The sequence below is a fragment of the Corynebacterium sp. ACRQP genome (genome assembly GCF_022345915.1).
GTDB classification, from domain to species: Bacteria; Actinomycetota; Actinomycetes; order Mycobacteriales; family Mycobacteriaceae; genus Corynebacterium; species Corynebacterium lehmanniae.
Genome location: NZ_JAKRMZ010000015.1, coordinates 24,654 through 43,149 on the forward strand (window position 1 = coordinate 24,654; position 18,496 = coordinate 43,149).

At 68.5% G+C, this 18,496-nt stretch carries 22 protein-coding genes; 5 read left to right on the forward strand and 17 right to left on the reverse strand.

Annotation, left to right across the window (positions count from 1 at the left end; all coding sequences use genetic code 11):
* Nucleotides 1–69: 69 nt before the first annotated feature.
* On the reverse strand, nt 70–2,952 hold the full coding sequence (gene topA / locus MHY23_RS07220; RefSeq protein ID WP_239307000.1) for a type I DNA topoisomerase: 2,883 nt from the start codon (nt 2,950–2,952) through the stop codon (nt 70–72).
* Between the two features lie 136 nt (nt 2,953–3,088).
* On the opposite strand from topA, the gene MHY23_RS07225 reads away from it, so the two are divergent.
* A complete protein-coding gene (locus tag MHY23_RS07225) occupies nt 3,089–3,715 on the forward strand; it encodes a DedA family protein (RefSeq protein ID WP_239307001.1) in 627 nt (208 codons plus the stop codon).
* Nucleotides 3,716–3,760: 45 nt separating this feature from the next.
* On the opposite strand, the gene MHY23_RS07230 is transcribed toward MHY23_RS07225, so the two are convergent.
* Nucleotides 3,761–3,964: a cold-shock protein gene (locus MHY23_RS07230; RefSeq protein WP_034996968.1), complete on the reverse strand. Its 204-nt coding sequence runs from the start codon at nt 3,962–3,964 to the stop codon at nt 3,761–3,763.
* A gap of 180 nt (nt 3,965–4,144) precedes the next feature.
* Here MHY23_RS07230 and MHY23_RS07235 point away from each other — a divergent pair, with 180 nt between their 5' ends.
* Nucleotides 4,145–6,490 (forward strand): DEAD/DEAH box helicase, encoded by a 2,346-nt coding sequence (locus MHY23_RS07235; protein WP_239307002.1) that lies wholly within the window; start codon nt 4,145–4,147, stop codon nt 6,488–6,490.
* Nucleotides 6,491–6,499: 9 nt separating this feature from the next.
* On the opposite strand, the gene MHY23_RS07240 is transcribed toward MHY23_RS07235, so the two are convergent.
* From MHY23_RS07240 to ssd, 7 genes are all read right to left on the reverse strand, one after another.
* Nucleotides 6,500–6,814 carry an Rv3654c family TadE-like protein gene (locus MHY23_RS07240; protein WP_239307003.1) on the reverse strand — a complete coding sequence of 105 codons (315 nt, stop codon included), beginning with the start codon at nt 6,812–6,814 and terminating at the stop codon, nt 6,500–6,502.
* The gene (locus tag MHY23_RS07245) at nt 6,814–7,083 is read right to left on the reverse strand and encodes a hypothetical protein (RefSeq protein WP_239307004.1); all 270 of its coding nucleotides are present in this window, start codon (nt 7,081–7,083) and stop codon (nt 6,814–6,816) included. The genes MHY23_RS07240 and MHY23_RS07245 overlap by 1 nt, the downstream gene beginning before the upstream one ends.
* Nucleotides 7,083–7,241 carry a DUF4244 domain-containing protein gene (locus MHY23_RS07250; protein ID WP_228496346.1) on the reverse strand — a complete coding sequence of 53 codons (159 nt, stop codon included), beginning with the start codon at nt 7,239–7,241 and terminating at the stop codon, nt 7,083–7,085. The genes MHY23_RS07245 and MHY23_RS07250 overlap by 1 nt, the downstream gene beginning before the upstream one ends.
* A 77-nt stretch (nt 7,242–7,318) precedes the next feature.
* Nucleotides 7,319–7,867: a type II secretion system F family protein gene (locus tag MHY23_RS07255; RefSeq protein WP_239307005.1), complete on the reverse strand. Its 549-nt coding sequence runs from the start codon at nt 7,865–7,867 to the stop codon at nt 7,319–7,321.
* On the reverse strand, nt 7,864–8,607 hold the full coding sequence (locus MHY23_RS07260) for a type II secretion system F family protein (protein WP_239307006.1): 744 nt from the start codon (nt 8,605–8,607) through the stop codon (nt 7,864–7,866). The genes MHY23_RS07255 and MHY23_RS07260 overlap by 4 nt, the downstream gene beginning before the upstream one ends.
* Complete coding sequence (locus tag MHY23_RS07265; protein ID WP_239307007.1) at nt 8,604–9,725, reverse strand: TadA family conjugal transfer-associated ATPase; 1,122 nt, start codon at nt 9,723–9,725, stop codon at nt 8,604–8,606. Before MHY23_RS07265 ends, MHY23_RS07260 begins: the two co-directional genes overlap by 4 nt.
* The gene (gene ssd, locus MHY23_RS07270) at nt 9,726–10,742 is read right to left on the reverse strand and encodes a septum site-determining protein Ssd (protein ID WP_239307008.1); all 1,017 of its coding nucleotides are present in this window, start codon (nt 10,740–10,742) and stop codon (nt 9,726–9,728) included.
* Nucleotides 10,743–10,921: 179 nt separating this feature from the next.
* On the opposite strand from ssd, the gene MHY23_RS07275 reads away from it, so the two are divergent.
* Together MHY23_RS07275 and MHY23_RS07280 are read left to right on the forward strand one after the other, a co-directional pair.
* Entirely contained in the window at nt 10,922–11,737 is an 816-nt protein-coding gene (locus MHY23_RS07275; RefSeq protein WP_239307009.1) for an HAD family phosphatase, read from the forward strand.
* Between the two features lie 123 nt (nt 11,738–11,860).
* Nucleotides 11,861–12,418 (forward strand): phage holin family protein, encoded by a 558-nt coding sequence (locus MHY23_RS07280; protein ID WP_239307010.1) that lies wholly within the window; start codon nt 11,861–11,863, stop codon nt 12,416–12,418.
* Here MHY23_RS07280 and MHY23_RS07285 read toward each other — a convergent pair.
* The 4 genes from MHY23_RS07285 to nth are packed head-to-tail and all read right to left on the reverse strand — an operon-like array spanning nt 12,408 to nt 15,605.
* Nucleotides 12,408–13,592 (reverse strand): MarP family serine protease, encoded by a 1,185-nt coding sequence (locus tag MHY23_RS07285; RefSeq protein WP_181890108.1) that lies wholly within the window; start codon nt 13,590–13,592, stop codon nt 12,408–12,410. The two genes, MHY23_RS07280 and MHY23_RS07285, sit on opposite strands and share 11 nt — an antisense overlap.
* A 10-nt stretch (nt 13,593–13,602) precedes the next feature.
* Entirely contained in the window at nt 13,603–14,301 is a 699-nt protein-coding gene (locus MHY23_RS07290) for a CoA pyrophosphatase (RefSeq protein WP_239307011.1), read from the reverse strand.
* Nucleotides 14,302–14,835 carry a TlpA disulfide reductase family protein gene (locus tag MHY23_RS07295; RefSeq protein WP_239307012.1) on the reverse strand — a complete coding sequence of 178 codons (534 nt, stop codon included), beginning with the start codon at nt 14,833–14,835 and terminating at the stop codon, nt 14,302–14,304.
* Nucleotides 14,832–15,605, reverse strand: coding sequence for an endonuclease III (gene nth, locus MHY23_RS07300; protein WP_181890111.1), 774 nt, complete (start codon nt 15,603–15,605; stop codon nt 14,832–14,834). Before nth ends, MHY23_RS07295 begins: the two co-directional genes overlap by 4 nt.
* A gap of 264 nt (nt 15,606–15,869) precedes the next feature.
* Here nth and glxR point away from each other — a divergent pair, with 264 nt between their 5' ends.
* A complete protein-coding gene (gene glxR, locus MHY23_RS07305; RefSeq protein WP_034996942.1) occupies nt 15,870–16,553 on the forward strand; it encodes a CRP-like cAMP-activated global transcriptional regulator GlxR in 684 nt (227 codons plus the stop codon).
* 93 nt (nt 16,554–16,646) lie between these two features.
* Here glxR and MHY23_RS07310 read toward each other — a convergent pair whose 3' ends face one another.
* From MHY23_RS07310 to MHY23_RS07325, 4 genes are read right to left on the reverse strand one after another with little or no spacing between them, the layout of a single operon-like run.
* The gene (locus tag MHY23_RS07310; RefSeq protein ID WP_181890114.1) at nt 16,647–17,459 is read right to left on the reverse strand and encodes an MBL fold metallo-hydrolase; all 813 of its coding nucleotides are present in this window, start codon (nt 17,457–17,459) and stop codon (nt 16,647–16,649) included.
* 40 nt (nt 17,460–17,499) lie between these two features.
* On the reverse strand, nt 17,500–17,955 hold the full coding sequence (locus tag MHY23_RS07315) for a RidA family protein (RefSeq protein WP_181890115.1): 456 nt from the start codon (nt 17,953–17,955) through the stop codon (nt 17,500–17,502).
* Nucleotides 17,956–18,111 carry a DUF4177 domain-containing protein gene (locus tag MHY23_RS07320; protein ID WP_076590059.1) on the reverse strand — a complete coding sequence of 52 codons (156 nt, stop codon included), beginning with the start codon at nt 18,109–18,111 and terminating at the stop codon, nt 17,956–17,958. It lies immediately after the preceding gene.
* A gap of 15 nt (nt 18,112–18,126) precedes the next feature.
* Nucleotides 18,127–18,486, reverse strand: a complete 360-nt coding sequence (locus MHY23_RS07325; protein WP_239307013.1) for a WhiB family transcriptional regulator — start codon at nt 18,484–18,486, stop codon at nt 18,127–18,129.
* Nucleotides 18,487–18,496 lie beyond the last annotated feature (10 nt).

An 18,496-nucleotide genomic window follows, 5' to 3' on the forward strand; every position in this document is an offset into this window, starting at 1 on the left:
ACACAGTTGTCCACAGGAACGCAAAACGCGGTGGCGCACGCACGCCACCGCGTCATACGCTGCGAAGTTTTAGCGCTTGCGGGCCTTCACGACGCGCTTGGTGGTCTGCTTCGGGCGAGCAACCTTCTTCGCAGCTTTTTTGGCGGCCTTCTTGCTGGCCTTTTTGGTGGCCTTCTTCTTCGTGGCCTTCTTGCCTCCGCCCTCAGCCTCGCGGGCGCGGCGGGCGGACAGCAGCTCGTTGGCGCGCTGGTCCGTCATGGTTTCCGGGGTGTCGCCGCGCTGCAGGGACGCGTTCGTCTCGCCGTCGGTGACGTACGGGCCGAAGCGGCCGTCCTTGATGGTCATGGGCTTGCCGGAGACGTCGTTGTCACCGAGCATCTTCAGCGGCGGCTTCGCGGCGGCGCGGCCGCGGCGCTTCGGCTCGGCGTAGATGCGGCGGGCCTCCTCCAGGGTGATGGAGAAGATCTGGTCCTCCGAAGCCAACGAGCGCGAATCGGAGCCCTTCTTCAGGTACGGGCCGTAGCGGCCGTTCTGGGCGGTGATCATCTCGCCGTCCGCCGGGTCCTCGCCGACTTCACGTGGCAGGGACAGCAGCTGCATCGCCTCGTCGAAGGTGACGCTCGACGGCTCCATTGAGGAGAACAGGGACGCGGTGGCGGGCTTGAGCTGCTCGTCGACAAGCTGCGCCATGCGCTTTTCCTTCTGCGCCGCCGCGGTCTTGGTCTCCCAGTTCTTCGCCCGCTTGCCTTCCTCGGCGCGCTGCTTATCCTCCTCGGCGCGCTCCGCGGCGATGACTTCCTCAGCGCGGGCTTCGGCGGTGGCGCGCTCGTCGTCACGCACGAGCTCCGTGACGTACGGGCCGAAACGGCCCTCCTTCGCCACCACCGTGCGGCCGTTGGCGGGGTTGACGCCGAGTTCGCGGCCGGACTGCGGGGTGGCGAAGAGCTTCTCCGCCATCTCCAGGGTGATCTCGTCCGGGGTGGCGGATTCGGGCAGGTTGGCGCGCTGGTACTCGGGCTCGCCGTCCTTCTCGCCGATCACGCGCTCGATGTAGGGCCCGTAGCGTCCGACGCGGACGATGACGGGGCGGCCTTCGGCATCGTCGAAAAGCTTCAACGAGTTCGCGGCGCGCGCGTCGATGGACTCGAGGTTGTCCTCGATCATGTGCTTCAGCCCGCCGCGGCGCGCGAGTGCCTGCGCCATGGATTCGCGCGCGTCGGCGTCGCCGAAGTAGAAGCCGGACAGCCACTTGGTGCGGTCCTGGTTGCCGTGGGCGATTTCGTCGAGCTCGTCTTCCATGGACGAGGTGAAGTCGTAGTCCACGAGCGCGTCGAAGTTGTTCTCCAAAAGGCCCACCACGGAGAACGCGACCCACGACGGCACCAGGGCGTTGCCGCGGGCGACGACGTAGCCGCGGTCCTGGATGGTCTTGATGATCGACGCGTAGGTGGACGGACGCCCGATGCCGAGGTCTTCCATCTTCTTCACCAGCGAGGCTTCGGTGTAGCGCGCCGGCGGGTTGGTGGAGTGGCCGTCTGCCGTGACCTTATTGGTGGCCAGCTCGTCGCCCTTGGTCAGCTGCGGCAGGCGGGTTTCGTTGGCTTGGCGGTCGGAGTATGCGCGCAGCCAGCCGGGGAAGGTGACGGTGCGGCCGGTGGCGGCGAACTCGCACACCTCGCCGGCGGCATCGCCTTGCAGGGTGACCTTCATCGAGGTGCCGCGAGCGTCTTGCATCTGGGAGGCGACGGTGCGCGCCCAGATCAACTCGTAGAGTTTGAACTCCTCGGCGTCCAGCGAGCCCGCCAGCTGCCCGGGGGTGGCGAAGCGTTCGCCTGCGGGGCGGATGGCTTCGTGGGCTTCCTGCGAGTTTTTCACCTTGCGGTCGTAGGTGCGCGGCGCGTCGGTGACGTAATTGGCGCCGTACAGCTCGCGGGCGGCGGAGCGTGCGGCGTCGAGGCCCTGCTTGGACAGCGAGGTGGAGTCTGTACGCATGTAGGTGATGTGGCCGTTTTCGTACAAACGTTGCGCGATGCGCATGGTGCGCGCGGAGGTGAAGTGCAGCTTGCGCCCGGCTTCCTGCTGCAGCGTGGAGGTCATGAACGGCGCGTAGGGTTTGCGCGAGTACGGCTTCTCTTCCACTGCGGTGACGTGCATGGGAGCGGTGCCCAGCGCGTCGGCAAGCGAGTGCGCCTTTTGCTTATCGACGACCACCGCCTCGCCCTTCAGCCGCCCCCGGTCATCGAAATCGCGGCCCTGGGCGATGCGCTTGCCGTCGAGCGCGACGAGCTTCGCGTCGAACGTCTCGTCCTTGTGCAGCTCCGCCACCAGATCCCAATATTCGGCAGAGATGAAGGCCATGCGTTCGCGCTCGCGCTCGACGATGACGCGGGTGGCCACGGACTGGACGCGGCCGGCGGACAGGCGCGGCATGACCTTCTTCCACAACACCGGCGAGACTTCGTAGCCGTAGAGGCGGTCGAGGATGCGGCGTGTCTCCTGGGCGTCGACGAGCGCCATGTCCAGCTCGCGGGTGTTTTCGGCGGCGTCGCGGATGGCGGATTCGGTGATCTCGTTGAACACCATGCGCTCCACCGGCACTTTCGGCTTCAGCGTTTCCAGAAGGTGCCAGGCAATCGCTTCGCCTTCGCGGTCCGGGTCAGTCGCGAGCAGGAGCTTGTCGGCCTGCTTGAGCTTGGATTTGAGGTCGGTGACCTTCTTTTTCTTGTCCGCGTCGACGACGTAGATCGGCGTGAAGCCGTCCTCGGGGTTGACGCCGAGTTTGGCCCACGGTTCCTTCTTGTACTTGGCGGGGATGTCGGCGGCTCGGCCGGGCAGGTCGCGGATGTGGCCGACGGAGGCTTCCACAATAAAGTCGTCGCCCAGATACTTCTGGATCTTCTTCGCCTTCGTCGCGGACTCCACAATGACTAGGGTCTTGCCGCCTTCAGCCACGTTGACTGACACCTCGCTTTGCACAGAGTTATTGCCTAACAGACAACTAGCACACGATTGTGCACCCGGGTAATAGGACTACACTGCTCGGGTGCCCCGGAGCCGTGAACCCCGGGGGCGGAAAGGATGCGTCTTCGTGGTCGATTCCCTCATCGATTTCCTGCACACGCTCATGGCGATGCCGGTGTTTTACCCGCTGGTGACTGTTCTTATTGTCGCGGATGCGCTGGCGCCCGTGGTGCCGTCGGAGACGGTGCTGAACTTGGCGGGCGCGTTTTCGGCATCGCGCGGGGTGCCGAGTGTGTGGGGCGTGATCGTTGCGGCGTCCATCGGCGGGATCATCGGCGACAACATCTGCTTCGCGCTCGGCGGCAAGCTCATTCACCGGGTGGAGGCCTTGGACCCGGAGTCGAAGGCGGGCCAGGCGATCCGCTGGGTGCGCCGGAACATGAACCGCGGCGCCGGCGCAACGATTATCGTCGCGCGTTTCATCCCCTGGGCGCGCTGGGTGGCCACGATTGTGCTGGCGTCGGTGCGCTACAACTGGTTCAAGTTCGTCTTCTTCGACACCGTCGGCGTGATCTTGTGGGCGTTCTTGAGCGTCGGCGTCGGTTACTTGGGCGGGCGCATCCTGCAGGACTACCCGCTGCTGGCGATGCTGTTGGGCGTGGTGCTCGGCTCGTCTGTCGGCTACCTCATTCAAAAGGGCCAGAACAAGTTCGCCGAGTGGCGTGATGTGCGCCAGGGCGTGAGCAACGTATAAAAAACGGGGCTCCGAGCGGAAGCCCCGTCGATAAGCAAAGTGTGCTTAGAGCGCGCGCACCTGCTGCGCCTGCGGGCCCTTGGCGCCCTCGCCGACCTCGAATTCGACCTGCTGGTTTTCTTCCAGGGTGCGGAAGCCGGAGCCCTGGATTTCGGAGTAGTGAACGAAGACGTCGGAGGAGCCGTCGTCCGGGGCGATGAAGCCGAAGCCCTTTTCGGCGTTGAACCACTTCACGGTACCGGTTGCCATGGTGAAACCTTTCAAAAATTTGCGTAGAGATGTCGTCCACCAGGGCCTAACGGGTCCTGGTGCCCGCGTGCACAATCCTCGCGAGCACCGCTTCGGGCGCACACAAAATCTGTGACCGCCACCCAGTGTGCCATGAAGTGCGAGCCTTAGCACTGGGAACTGGCATACTTCCCTGTGATTATGGTTTCCCCGTTCGGTACCGAGCTGCTCGGCGCGCTGAAACGCCGCCACCCCGCGGCGACGATTACGCATGTCGAGCATGTCCCCGCACGTCAGGCCCGCTATAGCGAGTGGCCTGGGTGGGTGGAGCCGCGGTTGAAGCAATTGCTTATCGACGAAGGCCTCGCTTCCCCCTACCTCCACCAAGCCCTGTGCGCAGAGCACGCGTGGCGCGGCGAGGACGTGGTGGTGGCGACGGGGACGTCCTCCGGCAAGTCGTTGGGCTACCAGCTGCCGGTGCTGACCGCGCTGGCGCAGGATCCGACGGCGTGCGCGGTGTATCTGACGCCGACGAAAGCGCTGGGCTCGGACCAGCTGCAGGCCACGCTGCGGATGGTTAAGGGCGCGGGCTTGGAGGGCATCCACCCGGCGCCTTACGACGGGGACACGCCGACAGAGTCGCGCGCGGGCATTCGGGAGCACACGCGCTACGTGTTCACCAACCCGGACATGCTGCACGCCTCTGTGTTGGGCTCGCACGCGCGGTGGGCGCGGGTCTTGCGGCACTTGAAGTACGTGGTGGTGGACGAGTGCCACACCTACCGGGGCGTGTTCGGCGCGAACGTGGCTTTAGTGCTGCGGCGGCTGCTGCGCATCGCCGCCGCGTACGGGTCTTCCCCGACGCTGATCTACGCGTCGGCCACCGCGGCGGACCCGGCGGGGCAGGCCCGCCGGCTGAGCGGGCGCGAGGCTGTGGCCGTGACCGAGGACGCCGCCCCTTCCGGCGAGCGCACCATCGTGCTGTGGGAGCCCGGCTTCATCGAGGGCGCCGAGGGCGAGGGCGGCGCGCCGGTGCGCTACCCCGCCACCGCGGAGGCCGCTTCAGTGTCCGCGGAGCTGTTGCTGCAGGGCGCGCGGACGCTGACGTTCGTGCGGTCCCGGCGCGCCGCGGAGACGGTGGCGATGCGCACCCAGGAGCACCTGTCGACGGCGGGCCGCGCGGATATGGCCGAGCGCGTCGCGCCGTACCGGGCGGGGTATTTGGCGGAGGACCGCCGCGAGCTGGAGCGCCGCCTGGACAACGGTGAGCTGCTGGGGGTGGCGTCCACGAACGCGCTGGAGCTGGGCATCGACGTCGGCGGACTGGACGCGGTGGTGATGGCGGGGTTTCCGGGCACGGTGGCGTCGTTTCGCCAGCAGGCGGGGCGCGCGGGCCGTCGCGGGCAGAGCTCGGTGGCGGTGCTGGTGGCGCGCGACGAGCCGATGGACACCTACCTGGTCCACCACCCGGAAGCGCTTCTGGGTACACCGGTGGAGAATTCGGTGTTCGACCCGACTAACCCGTTCATTTTGCGCGGGCACGTGTACTGCGCCGCGGTGGAACGGCCGTTGAGCGAGGCGGACGTCGAGGCCTTCGGCGCGCGCGACGTGGTGGACGACCTGACCGCCGCGGGCCTTCTGCGCCGCCGGCCGGCCGGGTGGTTCGCGGTGCCGCAGTTAGACGGCGAGATCACGCCGGAGTCGGCGCACGCCTCGGTGTCGCTGCGCGGCGGTGTGGGCGAGCAGGTGATGATCGTGGACGTCACCGACGGTCGGCTGCTCGGCACCGTGGACGCGGCGCGCGCGATGAGCCAGGTGCACGACGGGGCGGTCTACATCCACCAAGGCGAGTACTTCGTGGTCCAGGCGCTGGATCTGGACGACTACGTCGCGTTGGTGGCGCCGGAGCGGCCCGATTACTCGACGCAGGCGCGCTCGACGACGGACATCACGATCCTGGGCGAGGCCCACCAGCTGGTCAACCCCTCGCCGGGGCTGTGGGTGGCCAGCGTGGACGTGGAGGTCATCGACCGCGTCACCGGGTATGTGGTGCGGCTTTCCGACGGCACCGTCAGCGAACACATCCCCCTCGACCTGCCCGAGCAGCGACTGGTCACCCGCGCGGTGGCGTACACGATCGACCCGCTGGTGCTGGACGAGCTGGGGATCACCGCCGGCGAGATCCCCGGTGCCCTGCACGCCGCCGAGCACGCCGCGATCGGGCTGCTGCCGCTTCTGGCCACGTGCGACCGCTGGGACATCGGCGGGGTGTCCACCGCACTGCACCCGGACACGATGCTGCCGACGGTGTTCGTCTACGACGGCCACCCGGGCGGCGCGGGCTTCGCCGACGAGGGCTTCGCCCGCTTCCACGAGTGGATCGAGGCGACCTGGGAGACCGTGCATTCCTGCGGCTGCGAGGACGGCTGCCCGTCGTGCGTGCAGTCGCCGAAGTGCGGCAACGGCAACCAACCGCTGGACAAGCGCGCCGCGCTGAAGCTGCTCGGCGCGCTAGTGACCATGACGGCTAGTGAAGCACCGTGTTAGGGCTAGCGCTTAGGGCCCGGCGCGGGCGGCGGCCTCCGCCCGGCGGCGGGTGGCTGCCACCACGACGTCGCCCGCTGTGATCTCGCAGGAGACCACGCGCGCGCCGTTGAGCTCCGCGGTGCGGTCCGCTGTGGCACAGGCGTCGGCGCCCTGGTACATCGCGGTCGCGCCGGCCACGGCGGCTAGGTCCGCGGCGACCCGGGCCCGGTGCGTGTCGGAGGTGTGCACCCCGAGCGCCACCACCGCCAGTGCCAGCGAAACTACTGACGTGATGATGCCGGTGGCGGTGATGGTGGCGGAGCCTTCGTCGGAAAGCAGACGCATCAGAACTCCACGGGGAACACGGCTGTTGCGCGCATGGTGCCGATCGGCGCCGGGACCGAGGCGGCCGCGGTGGCCAGGCCCGCGTTTTCGGTGACGGAGACCTCGCCGCGGGGCGCGGCGTACTCCACCCCCAACGCGTGGGCGCGGGCGGCGGCACCCGCGATGTCCACGGCCGTGATGTAGGCGGCGACGGTGGCGATCCCGCCCACGATCGCGGCTGTGACCACCACGAGGGCCGACAGCGACAGCGCGGTTTCGATGGTGCTCATCAGCCCGGCGTGTTGCTCAGCGCGTCGGTGATGACGCTTTCGATGGCGTTGGTGACGGCGTCGCCGTTGACCACGAGGTAGAGCACACCGGCAAGCGCCGCGGCCGCCAGACTTCCAAAGGCGTATTCGATGGTGGACATCCCCTGGTCAGAGCGCATTTTCTGGGCCCTGGAGGCAGCGTACAGGTAGGTAGCAGTGAGTGCGGAATTGAGGTAGCGCATGGGAAAAACTCCTTCTAGTTGATCAGTGAGGTGCCGAGGCTGATCACCGCGGGCGCGAGCCCGAGGACGAAAAACGCCGGCAGGAAAAACGCGGTGAGCGGGATGGCGATGAGCACGCCCGCGCGTTCCGCTTTGGCTTTGGCCCGGTCCCCCGCGCCCGCGCGCAGCTGGGCGGCGATGCGCCCGCAGCCCGCGGCCAGCGAGGTTCCGGAGGTGGCGGATAGGGCAACAAGCCCGGCGAGATCCTCGCCGCCCGGCAGGTGGCGGATCTCGGCCCAGGCGCGCTGGGGTTCGACCCCCAGCGCCGTCAGCGAGGCCACGGTGTGCCACGGGCTGCGTGTCCCGTGGGTGTCGGCGACCGCAGCCGCCGCGGTGGCGGCGGGCAGGCCCGCTGAGACGCATGCAGCGAACAGTTCGATGTCGCTGGCGCAGCGCTCCGGGTCGGCCTTCTCGGGGCCGTCGCGGGGCGCCTTCGGGGTGGCTGCGGTGACGCGGCCGCCCGGGCCAGCCGGAGCGACAAACAGCGCCGCGGCGACGAGGAGTGCTGGAACAAGGCCGATCATGCGCTGGCCCCCTCGATGATGCGGCGCGAGACCGCGACACCCGCACACACCAACGCGGTGCCCACCACCAAAAGCGCCCCGCCGAGCCCGCCGCCGGTGAGAAACGCCAGCGGGTTCGCGCCCATCGCGGTGCCCATGAGCACACCCGCTACCGGCAGCAGCGCGAGGACTGCGGCGGTGGTTTGCGGGCCGGCCAAGGCGGCGCGGGTGGCGTCGCGGTGTCGGTTGGTGTGGTCGATGTCGTCGCGGAGTGCGGCGACCAGCTTCGCCAGCGGCACCCCGCGCGAGGCCGACAGCGCCCAGAGCGTGCCGAGGCGTTCAAGCTCCGGCACGTGTGTCTCCAGCGGCGCGCCGGAGCGGGCGAGCTGCGTCAGGCGGGCGGCTTCCGTGTGCAGCGGGGCTGGCGCCTGCTCGGCGGCACGCGCCAGCGCGTCCGGCATGGCGGCGCCTGCCTGCAGGTTGGTGGACACTGCCCCGAGGTACGTCGCGGCCGCCGCGCTGCGCCGCCGGGCGGCCCTGTCGTCGCGGCGGGCGCGCAGCACGTGCACCAGCGTCGCGCCGGCCATGGCCGCGGCGACCACGAGGCTGACGCGGCCGAACACCACCGCGCCGATGCCCGCAACCGCCACGGTGGCCGGGATAAGCCTGGGCGCGGGGCTTAGGGTGCGCTCGACCACCCGGTACGCGGGCGACGGCGCGGCGACGGCGACAGCGCAGGCGAGCAGAATCACGGTGATCATCGGGCGAGCTCCTCGTAGCCGTCCAGCTCGCCGCGCTCGGCGTCCCAGACCACTCTCGCGCGCACCGGCTCGCCCTCGAGCACGCCGATCTGCTGCAGGTAGCGGGTGCCGTCGGTGCGTCGTTTGACCACCAGCACCACGTCGATGGCAGCGGCGAGCTGGGCGTGCAGCCCGGCGCGGTCCATCCCGCCGAGTGCGGCGAGCGCCTCGAAGCGGGCGGGCACCTCCTCGATGGAGTTGGCGTGCAGGGTGCCGGCGCCGCCGTCGTGGCCGGTGTTGAGCGCGGCGAGCAGGTCGACCACTTCCCCGCCGCGGATCTCGCCGACGACGATGCGGTCCGGGCGCATGCGCAGCGATTGGCGCACCAGGTCCGCGATGGTGATCGCGCCGGCACCCTCGGCGTTGGCGCCGCGGCTGGTCAGGTTCACCACGTGCGGGTGGTCCGGGGTCAGCTCGAGGGTGTCCTCGATGGCCACGATGCGCTCGGCCGGGTCCACCTCCGCGAGCAGCGCGGACAGCAACGTGGTCTTGCCGGAGCCGGTGCCTCCGACGACCACAAACGCCTTTCGCTTGGCGACGATCCCCCGCACCAGCGCCGCCCTCTCCTCGTCAAGCGCGCCGCGCGCCACAAGATCGTCGAGCGTGGCCGAGGCGGTGCGCAGCACGCGCAGGGAGATGCAGGTGCCTGCCTGGGCGGTCGGGGCGAGTACGGCGTGGAAGCGCAGTAGGGTGCCGTCGTCGCGGGTGACGTGTCCGTCGCAGAACGGCTGCGCGTCGTCCAACCTGCGCCCGCAGCTGACGGCCAGGCGGGTGGCGAGCCGCCTCACGGAAGCTTCCGAATCGAACGTCAGCTCCGAGCGCTCCAACCCCTGGCCGGTGTCCACGTACACCTCGTCCGGGGCGTTGACGCAGATGTCGGTCACGGCCGGGTCCGCCAGGATTGCCTCCAACGGCCCGGCGCCCGTGGTGTCGTCGCGAAGCTTGCGCATGATGTCTAGCACCCCGATGTCGCTGATCACCACCGCTTCCTCGCGGATGATCGCGGCGACGCGCGCCGGGTCGGGCTGGGCTGGCTCGTCGGCCAGGCGGCGCTTCACGCGGGCGAGCACGTCGTCCATTTAGGCCACCTCCCCCAGCACAGCCTCGGCGGCGCGGTTCAGTGTGCGCGGCAGCTTCGCCGGCAGGCCGGCCTGGTCCAGCTGCTTGGTCAGCCCCCGGACCTGCTGCACCTGCACGATCACGGGCGCTTTCGCGGTGTCCTCCACCTGCGCGGGCTCCAGCGACGCCCACTCGCTTTGCCGCAGCACCAGCGCGCTGGCCACCCCGGCGGCGTTGCACTCGGCGACGATCCGGGCGGCGGCAGCGGCGGCGCGAAGCTCCGGACGCAGCACCACCACGGCGAGGTCGCACCGGTCCGGCAGCAGCGCAAGCGGGGCGTCCACCACCGTCAGCCCCTCCGTGCCGGCGGCGTGCACCACCGCGTTGAGCTCCTCCAACGTCAGCCGGAACGGGTCCGCCACGGATGTGCGCGGGAACGTCAGCAGCGCGGTGCCGTCCTCGCCGGTGGGCAGCGCGCCGCGCAACTCCGCGCGCGAGACCGCCCCGCCGGCGGCGAAGTCGATTTCGCCCCAGCGCGCGCCGGGCGTGGCCTCCAGGCCCAGCAGCAGGTCCAGGCCGCCGGAGAGCTGGTGGGCGTCCACCAGCGTGGCGTTACCCGCCGCCCGGCACAGCGCTGCGGAAAGCACCGACGCGCCCGCCCCGCCGCACGCGCCGAGCACGGCGACGACCTTCCCGCTCGCCGCTGCCACGTCCGGGGCCAGCGCGAGCGCGCCGATGCTGCGCAGCACGTCCGCGGCCTGCGCGGGCAGGGCGAAGACGTCCTCGCGCGTCGCGGCCGGGGCGGTGTCCGCTACCACGGTGAACACGTTCGGTCCCCGTGGTTGGGTGCTGAGCGAGGGGGCCCGGAGGTCGTCGATAAGCAAGGCATGCGCCTTGGGTACGTGGCGGGCGAGCTGGGTGTCGTCGGCGGCGTCGACGACCTTGCGGCCTGTGGCGGCGGCGATGTGGATGGCTTCGGAGTGCAGCGCCGGGTCCGCGACCGCGACGACGATGGGGCCTGTGTTCGTGTGTGTCATGGCGGTAGCGTGCAACTGCGACAACCCAGAAACAATGGGCAAAATTTTTTCTGTGGATAACCCGCCCCACTTGCGGACGCTTCAACAATTTCCCTGTGGATAAGTCGCACCACACGTCACATTGGTTTCTCAGGTATTAGCTACGCAGCCGTAGGGATTGGGGTCTACACTGCAGGAGTATGTCTGCTAGCAAGCCGGTGGCGGCCTTCTTCGACCTGGACAAGACGATCATTGCGACGTCGTCCGCGTTCGCCTTCGGCAAAGAATTCCTAAACAACGGGATGATCACCCGCCAGGAAGCCTGGGAGCTCTACCTCACCAAAGCCCAGTACATGCTGGTTGGGCAGTCCAGCGAGAAGATGGACTCCACCCGAGACGCGCTGGCGCAGATGGTCGCCGGCTGGGATGTGGAGGACATCCAGCGCATCACCCGCGACACCCTGCGCGAGGTGGTCGCCCCCGCCATTTACGCCGAGGCGCGCGAGCTTATCGACGACCACGTCGCCGCCGGCCACCACGTCATCATCATCTCCGCCTCCGCGAAAATCCTGGTGGAGCCGATCGCCGAGGAACTCGGGGTGGACACCGTAGTCGCCACCGAGATGGCCGTGGAAAACGGCAAGCTCACCGGCGAAATCACCCGCTACCTCAAAGGCGACGCGAAGGCCGAGGCGGTGCGACAGTTCGCCGCCGAGCACGACTTCGACCTGGACCACAGCTACGCCTACTCCGACTCGGCCACCGACATCCCCATGCTGGAGCTGGTGGGCAACCCGGTGGCCGTGAACCCGGACCGGGCGCTGAAGAAGCACGCGCTGGCCAACGGCTGGCAGGCCCGCACCTTCAAAAACCCGGAGCCGCTGTTCCAGATGCCTAACGCGCGCGAAGTGGGCATCGGCGCGGGCGTGATCGCTGGCGTGACCGCCCTGGCAGTCGCCGGTGTCCTCATCGCCCGCGCCATGGGCGGCGGCAAGGACGACAAGCGCTCGGCGTAAAACCGCGTGACTTTTCTACCCCGATTCGGGCAAATACCTCCATACATCGCTAACATCGTGTGAAGAATTTCCAGGCACCTTCCCGGGTGCCGTATAAAAGCCACCCAGGAAGGTGAACTACAAGTGAGCAACGAAGGCCTCTACACCAGCGGCTCCACCGCCGTGAACGCCAAGGTGGACTCCATCCCGCTGCGCGACACCTACGCCACCCAGCCGGGCAACGACTCCATCGGCACCCTGATCTCCAACGCGTCCCAGCAGGTCTCCACCCTGGTCCGCGGCGAGATCGAGCTGGCCAAGGCCGAGGTCGTCGGCGAGGTGAAGAAGGGCGCCATGGGCGGCGGCCTGTTCGCCGTGGCCGGCGTGATCGCGCTGTACTCCTCCTTCTTCCTCTTCTTCGCCATCGCGGAGATGCTCGCGTCCTGGATGCACCGCGGCTGGGCGTTCCTGATTGTCTTCCTGGTCATGCTGGCGCTGGCTGGCCTGCTCGCCTTCATCGGCTTCAAGAAGATCAAGAAGATCAAGGCGCCGGAGAAGACCATCGAGTCCGTCAACGAGCTGAAGAACCTCAAGCCGGGCCAGGCGCAGAAGAACCTGGCCAAGGACGAGGCTGGCCTCTACACCTCCTCCGGCACGGGCTCCTCGCTGCCGCGCACCGGCTCCACCGCCGTTAACCGCTAACGCACGCTTGCGTATCCGCGGGGCGCGTTAAGCTCCGCACATCCCCTACGCGCTGCTGCACCTGGTGTGCAGTCAGCGCGTATCCCGTTTCTGAGGTGTCCAGGGACGCCCCGAAGATCATTCCCGCGACTTCGCCTCCCGGGGTGAGCAGCGGCCCGCCGGAGTTGCCCTGGCGGATGTTGCCGCGGATGGTGTACGCCTCGCGCTCCACGCGCCCGGTGGTGTAGATGTCCGGGCCCGCGATTTCCAGCTTGCCGCGGATGCGCACCGGCGCCGCCTCGAACGGGCCGGACTTGGGGTAGCCCATCACCACGGCGCTGTCGCTGACCGCCAGCTCGTCTTCGGCCCAGCGCAGCTCCGGCAGCCCCAGTTCATCGGCGCGCAGCACCGCGATGTCGGTGTCCGGGTCGAACAGCACCACCTGCGCGGGTTTGACCCCCACCACGGTGTCCAGGGCCACCCGCTCGGTGCCGGCCACCACGTGCGCGTTGGTGAGCACGTAGCCGTCCTCGATGACAAAGCCGGTGCCCATGAGGCGCCGCCGGCAGGTTTCCGCGTCGCCCATCACGTGCACCACGCTGGGGCGCAGCTTCTCTACGACCTCCGGCTCCACCGCCGACCCATCCGGCGCCGCTACCTGCGCCCCGCCCGGCGAGAAGGGGGAAACCAACGGCGGCAGCCCGGATTCGTCGAGAAGCGCGGCGAACCTCACCGGCAGTTTGGAGGCCGCCTCGGGGGCGGCGGCGTCGATGGCGCCGAAGACGCGGGAGGAGCGGATGCCGTCGCCGATCTCGCCCGGCACCGAGGCCGCCAGCGGGATGGAGATGAACCACAGCACCGCGGCCACCGCCACCGACTGGAACGTCGCGCCGAGCACGGAATCCAGCACGCGGCGGCCCCGGGAGCGCACGCGCCCGCGCAGGTTCCCGCCGACGGTGACGCCGACCAGGTTGCCCAGCCCCACAAACAGCACGACCAGGGCGATGAGCAGCACGATGCGCACCGTCTGCGATTCCGCCAGGTCCAGCGCGAACGGCGCCAACGCAAGCCCGATGACCAGGCCCGCCACCACGCCGACGGCGGACAGCACCGCCGAGAGCGCCCCCTGGCGCCAGCCGCTAATGAAGGCGGCGACGACGGCGAGCGCGAGCAGGACGTCGATAACCAGGTGCATTCCGGTGATGTTACCGCTCACGGTTGGCAGAACGCGCCAGCGCAGCCCGCAAGTCGCCGGGCTTTTCGTCCCAGGGCCGCACCCAGCCGCCCAGCTTCAGCACCACGGCGAGCAGCACCCCGGTAAAGCCCCACACCAGAAACTCGCCTGCCCAAAACGCCGGCCCCGACCATTCCTTGATGCCCAGCATCGCCCGGTTTCGCGGATCCACCAGCTCGCGCACCGGCACGAAAAACACCGCGTCCGTCTCCTCCTTGCTGGCCGGGTAGACCTCCCCCGGCTCCGGGGTGAACGCCACCACGGGGCGCACGCGCCGGTTGCTTCCGCCGGTGGTCGCCGCGGCCAGCATGGCCAGCGGGATCACCCGGTCCGGGTCCAGGCCGGTTTCCTCCCACGCCTCGCGCAGCGCGGCGTTCACCGGGCCGCCGTCATCGGGGTCAATGTGGCCGCCGGGAAAGGCCATCTGCCCGGAGTGGCTGCGCATGCGCGGGGTGCGGTGGGTAATCAGCACCCGTGCGTCTTCTGGCAGCTCGGTGGCGCGCGGGTCGCCGGCGAACAGGATTAGCACCGCGGCTTGATCCGCGCCGTCTTGTTGCAGCACGCGGGGCGACAGGAGCCTGCGTGGGATCTCTGCCCCGCCATCCGCGATGGCCTCTAGCAGGGGTTTGAGCCACAGCGGCGCACGGTCCGGGCGCAGCGGGGCATCCATCTACAACGCCCCCTCGACAGCTGCGGCGAGCTCTTCAGCCGAGGTGAATTCCCTGGCAAACACCGCCACCTGATCGCCGCCGCGCAGCACCACCGTCACCGGCACCACCGGCGGCAGCCCCTGCTCGGCGGCGAAGGCGCCCGAGTCGTCCTGGTAGCTGGGCAGGCCCACCCCGATATCCTCCAGCAGTGCCGCGCCATTGCCCGCGTTTTGGTCCGCGTGCACGCCCACCACCGTGTATTCCGGGTGCGTGCGCGCGAACTCCTCCACTGCCGGCAGCTCCGCGCGGCACGGCTGGCACCACCAGGCCCACACGTTGACCACGGTGATCTCCTTGGCCTCGCCGGCCACGTCCCCGCCCAGGCACGGCAGGTCCAGCCCAGCCGGGCAGTCCGGCCGTTGAGGCACCTGCTTCTCGACGGCCACAGGGTCCCCCGTTGGTTGATCGTCGACAAGCAAACTGCGCGCGCCCGCCACCACGAGCAGGGTCACCGCGACGATGACCGCAACACTCACCCAGATCGCGCGCTTCATGCAAGCCCCAGGATGTGGTCGCGCTCCGGGCCCGTGACCAGGTCCGAGGCCGCCTCCGGATCGGTGGGGCCGGCGCCGAAGCTCGGGCAGTCGAACGCGATCGGGCACACGCCGCACGCCGGTTTGCGGGCGTGGCAGATACGGCGGCCGTGGAAGATGATGCGGTGGGAGAACATGGTCCACTCGCGGCGCTCGATGAGCCCGGCGATGGCGTGCTCGATCTTCACCGGATCCGTTTCCTCGGTGAGCATGAGGCGCTTGACCAGCCGCTGAAAGTGCGTGTCCACCGTCAGCCCCGGCATGCCGAACGCGTTGCCGCGCACCACGTGCGCCGTCTTGCGGCCCACGCCCGGAAGCGTCACCAGATCCTCGAGTTTGGTGGGCACTTCCCCGCCGAAATCCGCCACCAGCTTCTGGCCTAAACCGATGAGGTTTTTCGCCTTCGAGCGGTAGAAACCGGTGGAACGGATAAGCTCCTCCACCTCGGTTTGATCGGCTTCCGCGTACGCGTGGGCGGTGGGGTACTTGGCAAACAACGCCGGGGTGACCATGTTGACGCGCACGTCCGTGGTCTGCGCCGAAAGCACCGTCGCCACTAGCAGCTCCAGCGGGTTGGAAAAGTCCAGCTCAGCGTGCGCGTCCGGGAACGTCTCCGCCAGCGTGCGGTTGATCCGGCGGGCCCTCCTCGTGCGGCCGATGTCCGTCTCCGCCCCCTTCGCCGCCGGATGGGATCCGGGGCGGCGGTGTTTTTTCGGCGTGGTGGAGGACATGACCGACATGCTAGTTATGCGTGGCGTAAAATGACACCTATGAATGTGATTCTCGTGCTGCTGATCCCGGTAGTGCTCGGAGCGTTCCCGCTGGCGATGGAGCGGCTCGAGGCGCGCGTGGTGGATTAACACCAACTTGGCCAACCACCTGACCAAGACCGCGCATGGGTGGTAAAGTGCAAAACGCACTGTGACGGCTGCCAAAAAGTTACGCGAAAGTGACTGCAACCACTGCCCCCTGGCCGTCCCAACCGAGGAGGATTCATGGAAGGCGTACAGGACACACTCGCCCGCGCCGGCATTTTCCAGGGCGTGGACCCGGAAGCAGTAGCCGCGCTAATCAACGAGATGGACACGGTGACCTTCCCCAAAGGCACCACCATCTTCGACGAAGGCGAACCCGGCGACCGCCTCTACATCATCGTCGACGGCAAAATTAAGCTCGCCCGCCACGCCCCGGACGGCCGCGAGAACCTGCTGTCCGTGATGGGCCCGTCGGACATGTTCGGCGAGCTGTCTATCTTCGACCCGGGTCCACGCACCTCCTCCGCAGTGTGCGTCACCGAAGTCACCTGCGCCACCATGGACTCCACCATGCTGCGCACCTGGATCGACACCCACCCGGAGATCTCCCAGCAGCTCCTCCGCGTACTGGCCCGCCGCCTGCGCCGCACAAACGCGTCGCTTGCGGACCTCATCTTCACCGACGTGCCCGGCCGCGTGGCCAAGACGCTGCTGCAGCTGGCCAACCGCTTCGGCACCCACGAAGGCGGCGCCCTGCGCGTCAACCACGACCTGACGCAGGAAGAGATCGCCCAGCTCGTCGGCGCCTCCCGCGAGACGGTGAACAAGGCGCTGGCCACCTTCGCCCACCGCGGCTGGATCCGCCTCGAGGGCAAGAGCGTGCTCATCGTCGACACCGAGCACCTCGCCCGCCGCGCCCGCTAGCGCGCCCCCGTTTGCACAAATCGACAACGCTCCGGCATTTCCCCAGGTGGGAGAAGCCGGAGCGTTGGCGTTTTGTCGATTCGTACAAAACCCCTAGGGCGCGGCCTTCAGGTAGCGCAGGGCCACGCGGGTGGACTGCTCGGCGGCGCCGCGCAGCACCGGGTCCACATCGTCGTAGATCGCGTCGACCAGGGTGTTGATGTCGGCGTTCTCGCCGTGAGTCTTCAGCGCCTCGCGGATCTGCTCCAGGCGCTGGTTGCGGCGGTCGATGTACTTGCGGGCATAGGCCGACAGGTCCGCGCCCTCTGGGCCGTGGCCCGGCAGCAGCGGGATGTCCTTGCCCTGCTCCTCCAGAAGCTCCAGGGAATCCAGGTACTTGCCCAGGTCACCGTCGGTCTCGGAGATCATGGTGGTGTGTCGGCCGGCAATGGTGTCGCCGGTGATGATGCCCTCCAGCTCGGTGGTCTCCGGGTCGCCCGGGTAGACAAAGAAGCACACGGAATCGCTGGTGTGGCCGGGGGTGGCCACGACCTTCAGGCGTGGGGTGATGCCGTCGACGGCGACCACTTCGCCGTCGACAAGCGGGTCCGCCCCCGAGCTGTACTGCGGATCCAGCGAGCGAACAGGAGCACCGGTGAGCTGGCGGAAACGCTCCGCGCCGTCAGCGTGGTCGTGGTGGCGGTGCGTGAGCAAAATGAGCGCCACCTCCCCCGCCTTGGAGCGGAGGACGTTGAGGTGGCCCTCATCCTCCGGGCCCGGATCAACGACAATGCTCCGCTGATCCCCCTCACCCCTGATCACCCAGGAGTTGGTCCCCTCGAGCGCCGCGTAGCTGGGGTTCGGCGCCAGGACCACCGCGGCGTTGGCGGTCACAGGGCGCAGTTGGCTGTAAGCGGGATGTTGCATATGCCCCAGCGTACCCGCTTAACAGCCGTGTATTGGAGTTCTAGCTCTTCAGCTCGACGACGAGTTCGACCTCGACCGGCGTGTCCATCGGCAGCGACGCCACGCCCACTGCAGAGCGGGCGTGCGCGCCGGCCTCGCCGAAGACCTCCTGCATGAGCTCGGAGGCGCCGTTGATCACGGCGGGCTGGCCGGTAAACGCCGGGTCGGAGGCGACGAAGCCGACGATCTTGAGCACGCGGGCGACGTTGTCGATGCCGACCAAGTCATCCACCGCGGCGATCGCGTTGAGCGCGGCCTGGCGAGCGTAGCCGTAAGCGGCCTCCTCGGTAACCTCCGCGCCGACTTTGCCGGTGGCGGGCAGTTTGCCGTCGATAAACGGCAGCTGGCCGGACGTCCACACCTGGTTTCCGGCCTCGACGGCGGGCACGTAGGCAGCAACGGGTGCAGCGACGGCGGGCAGCTCGATACCGAGCTCCTTGAGACGATCAGTCCACATCTATTCGACCTCCCGCTTCATGTAAGCGACAACGTTGTCCTGGGTCGGGCCCGGTACAACGGAGACGAGCTCCCAGCCGTCCTCGCCCCAGGTGTCCAGAATCTGCTTGGTGGCGTGCGTGAGCAACGGAACCGTTGCGTACTCCCATTTCGTCATGGCGCCCAAGACTACCTACAGGCCGACAACTTCGCCGCCGGCAGAGAGGTACTCCGCCCAGTCCGTCACGTGCGGGTTCTTGCGCAGCACCGCGCGGCGCTGACGCTCCGTGAGCCCGCCCCAGACGCCGAACTCGACCTTGTTGTCCAGTGCGTCGGCGCGGCACTCGGTGAGCACCGGGCACGCGCGGCAGATCGCGGCGGCCTTGCGCTGCTCCGCACCCCGGACGAACAGGGCGTCCGGATCCTTGCCGCGGCACTGCGCGTGGGTGACCCAATCCCCTCGGTCAAAAACGAGATGTCCGGATGCGTCGCACTTGCGGGACGTGGTCCGTTGTGCGTTTCGCTGCGCGGTGTTACCCAAAGCCGTGGTCATAGCCGTGCTC

Excerpts from the sequence above, each read along its gene's own strand:
- MHY23_RS07230 (WP_034996968.1), bottom strand. The coding sequence starts at position 3,964 with ATGGCAACCGGTACCGTGAAGTGGTTCAACGCCGAAAAGGGCTTCGGC.
- MHY23_RS07235 (WP_239307002.1), top strand. The coding sequence starts at position 4,145 with ATGGTTTCCCCGTTCGGTACCGAGCTGCTCGGCGCGCTGAAACGCCGC.
- MHY23_RS07240 (WP_239307003.1), bottom strand. The coding sequence starts at position 6,814 with ATGCGTCTGCTTTCCGACGAAGGCTCCGCCACCATCACCGCCACCGGC.
- MHY23_RS07245 (WP_239307004.1), bottom strand. The coding sequence starts at position 7,083 with ATGAGCACCATCGAAACCGCGCTGTCGCTGTCGGCCCTCGTGGTGGTC.
- MHY23_RS07250 (WP_228496346.1), bottom strand. The coding sequence starts at position 7,241 with ATGCGCTCTGACCAGGGGATGTCCACCATCGAATACGCCTTTGGAAGT.
- MHY23_RS07255 (WP_239307005.1), bottom strand. The coding sequence starts at position 7,867 with ATGATCGGCCTTGTTCCAGCACTCCTCGTCGCCGCGGCGCTGTTTGTC.
- MHY23_RS07260 (WP_239307006.1), bottom strand. The coding sequence starts at position 8,607 with ATGATCACCGTGATTCTGCTCGCCTGCGCTGTCGCCGTCGCCGCGCCG.
- MHY23_RS07265 (WP_239307007.1), bottom strand. The coding sequence starts at position 9,725 with ATGGACGACGTGCTCGCCCGCGTGAAGCGCCGCCTGGCCGACGAGCCA.
- ssd (WP_239307008.1), bottom strand. The coding sequence starts at position 10,742 with ATGACACACACGAACACAGGCCCCATCGTCGTCGCGGTCGCGGACCCG.
- MHY23_RS07275 (WP_239307009.1), top strand. The coding sequence starts at position 10,922 with ATGTCTGCTAGCAAGCCGGTGGCGGCCTTCTTCGACCTGGACAAGACG.
- MHY23_RS07285 (WP_181890108.1), bottom strand. The coding sequence starts at position 13,592 with ATGCACCTGGTTATCGACGTCCTGCTCGCGCTCGCCGTCGTCGCCGCC.
- MHY23_RS07290 (WP_239307011.1), bottom strand. The coding sequence starts at position 14,301 with ATGGATGCCCCGCTGCGCCCGGACCGTGCGCCGCTGTGGCTCAAACCC.
- MHY23_RS07295 (WP_239307012.1), bottom strand. The coding sequence starts at position 14,835 with ATGAAGCGCGCGATCTGGGTGAGTGTTGCGGTCATCGTCGCGGTGACC.
- nth (WP_181890111.1), bottom strand. The coding sequence starts at position 15,605 with ATGTCCTCCACCACGCCGAAAAAACACCGCCGCCCCGGATCCCATCCG.
- glxR (WP_034996942.1), top strand. The coding sequence starts at position 15,870 with ATGGAAGGCGTACAGGACACACTCGCCCGCGCCGGCATTTTCCAGGGC.
- MHY23_RS07310 (WP_181890114.1), bottom strand. The coding sequence starts at position 17,459 with ATGCAACATCCCGCTTACAGCCAACTGCGCCCTGTGACCGCCAACGCC.
- MHY23_RS07315 (WP_181890115.1), bottom strand. The coding sequence starts at position 17,955 with ATGTGGACTGATCGTCTCAAGGAGCTCGGTATCGAGCTGCCCGCCGTC.
- MHY23_RS07320 (WP_076590059.1), bottom strand. The coding sequence starts at position 18,111 with ATGACGAAATGGGAGTACGCAACGGTTCCGTTGCTCACGCACGCCACC.
- MHY23_RS07325 (WP_239307013.1), bottom strand. The coding sequence starts at position 18,486 with ATGACCACGGCTTTGGGTAACACCGCGCAGCGAAACGCACAACGGACC.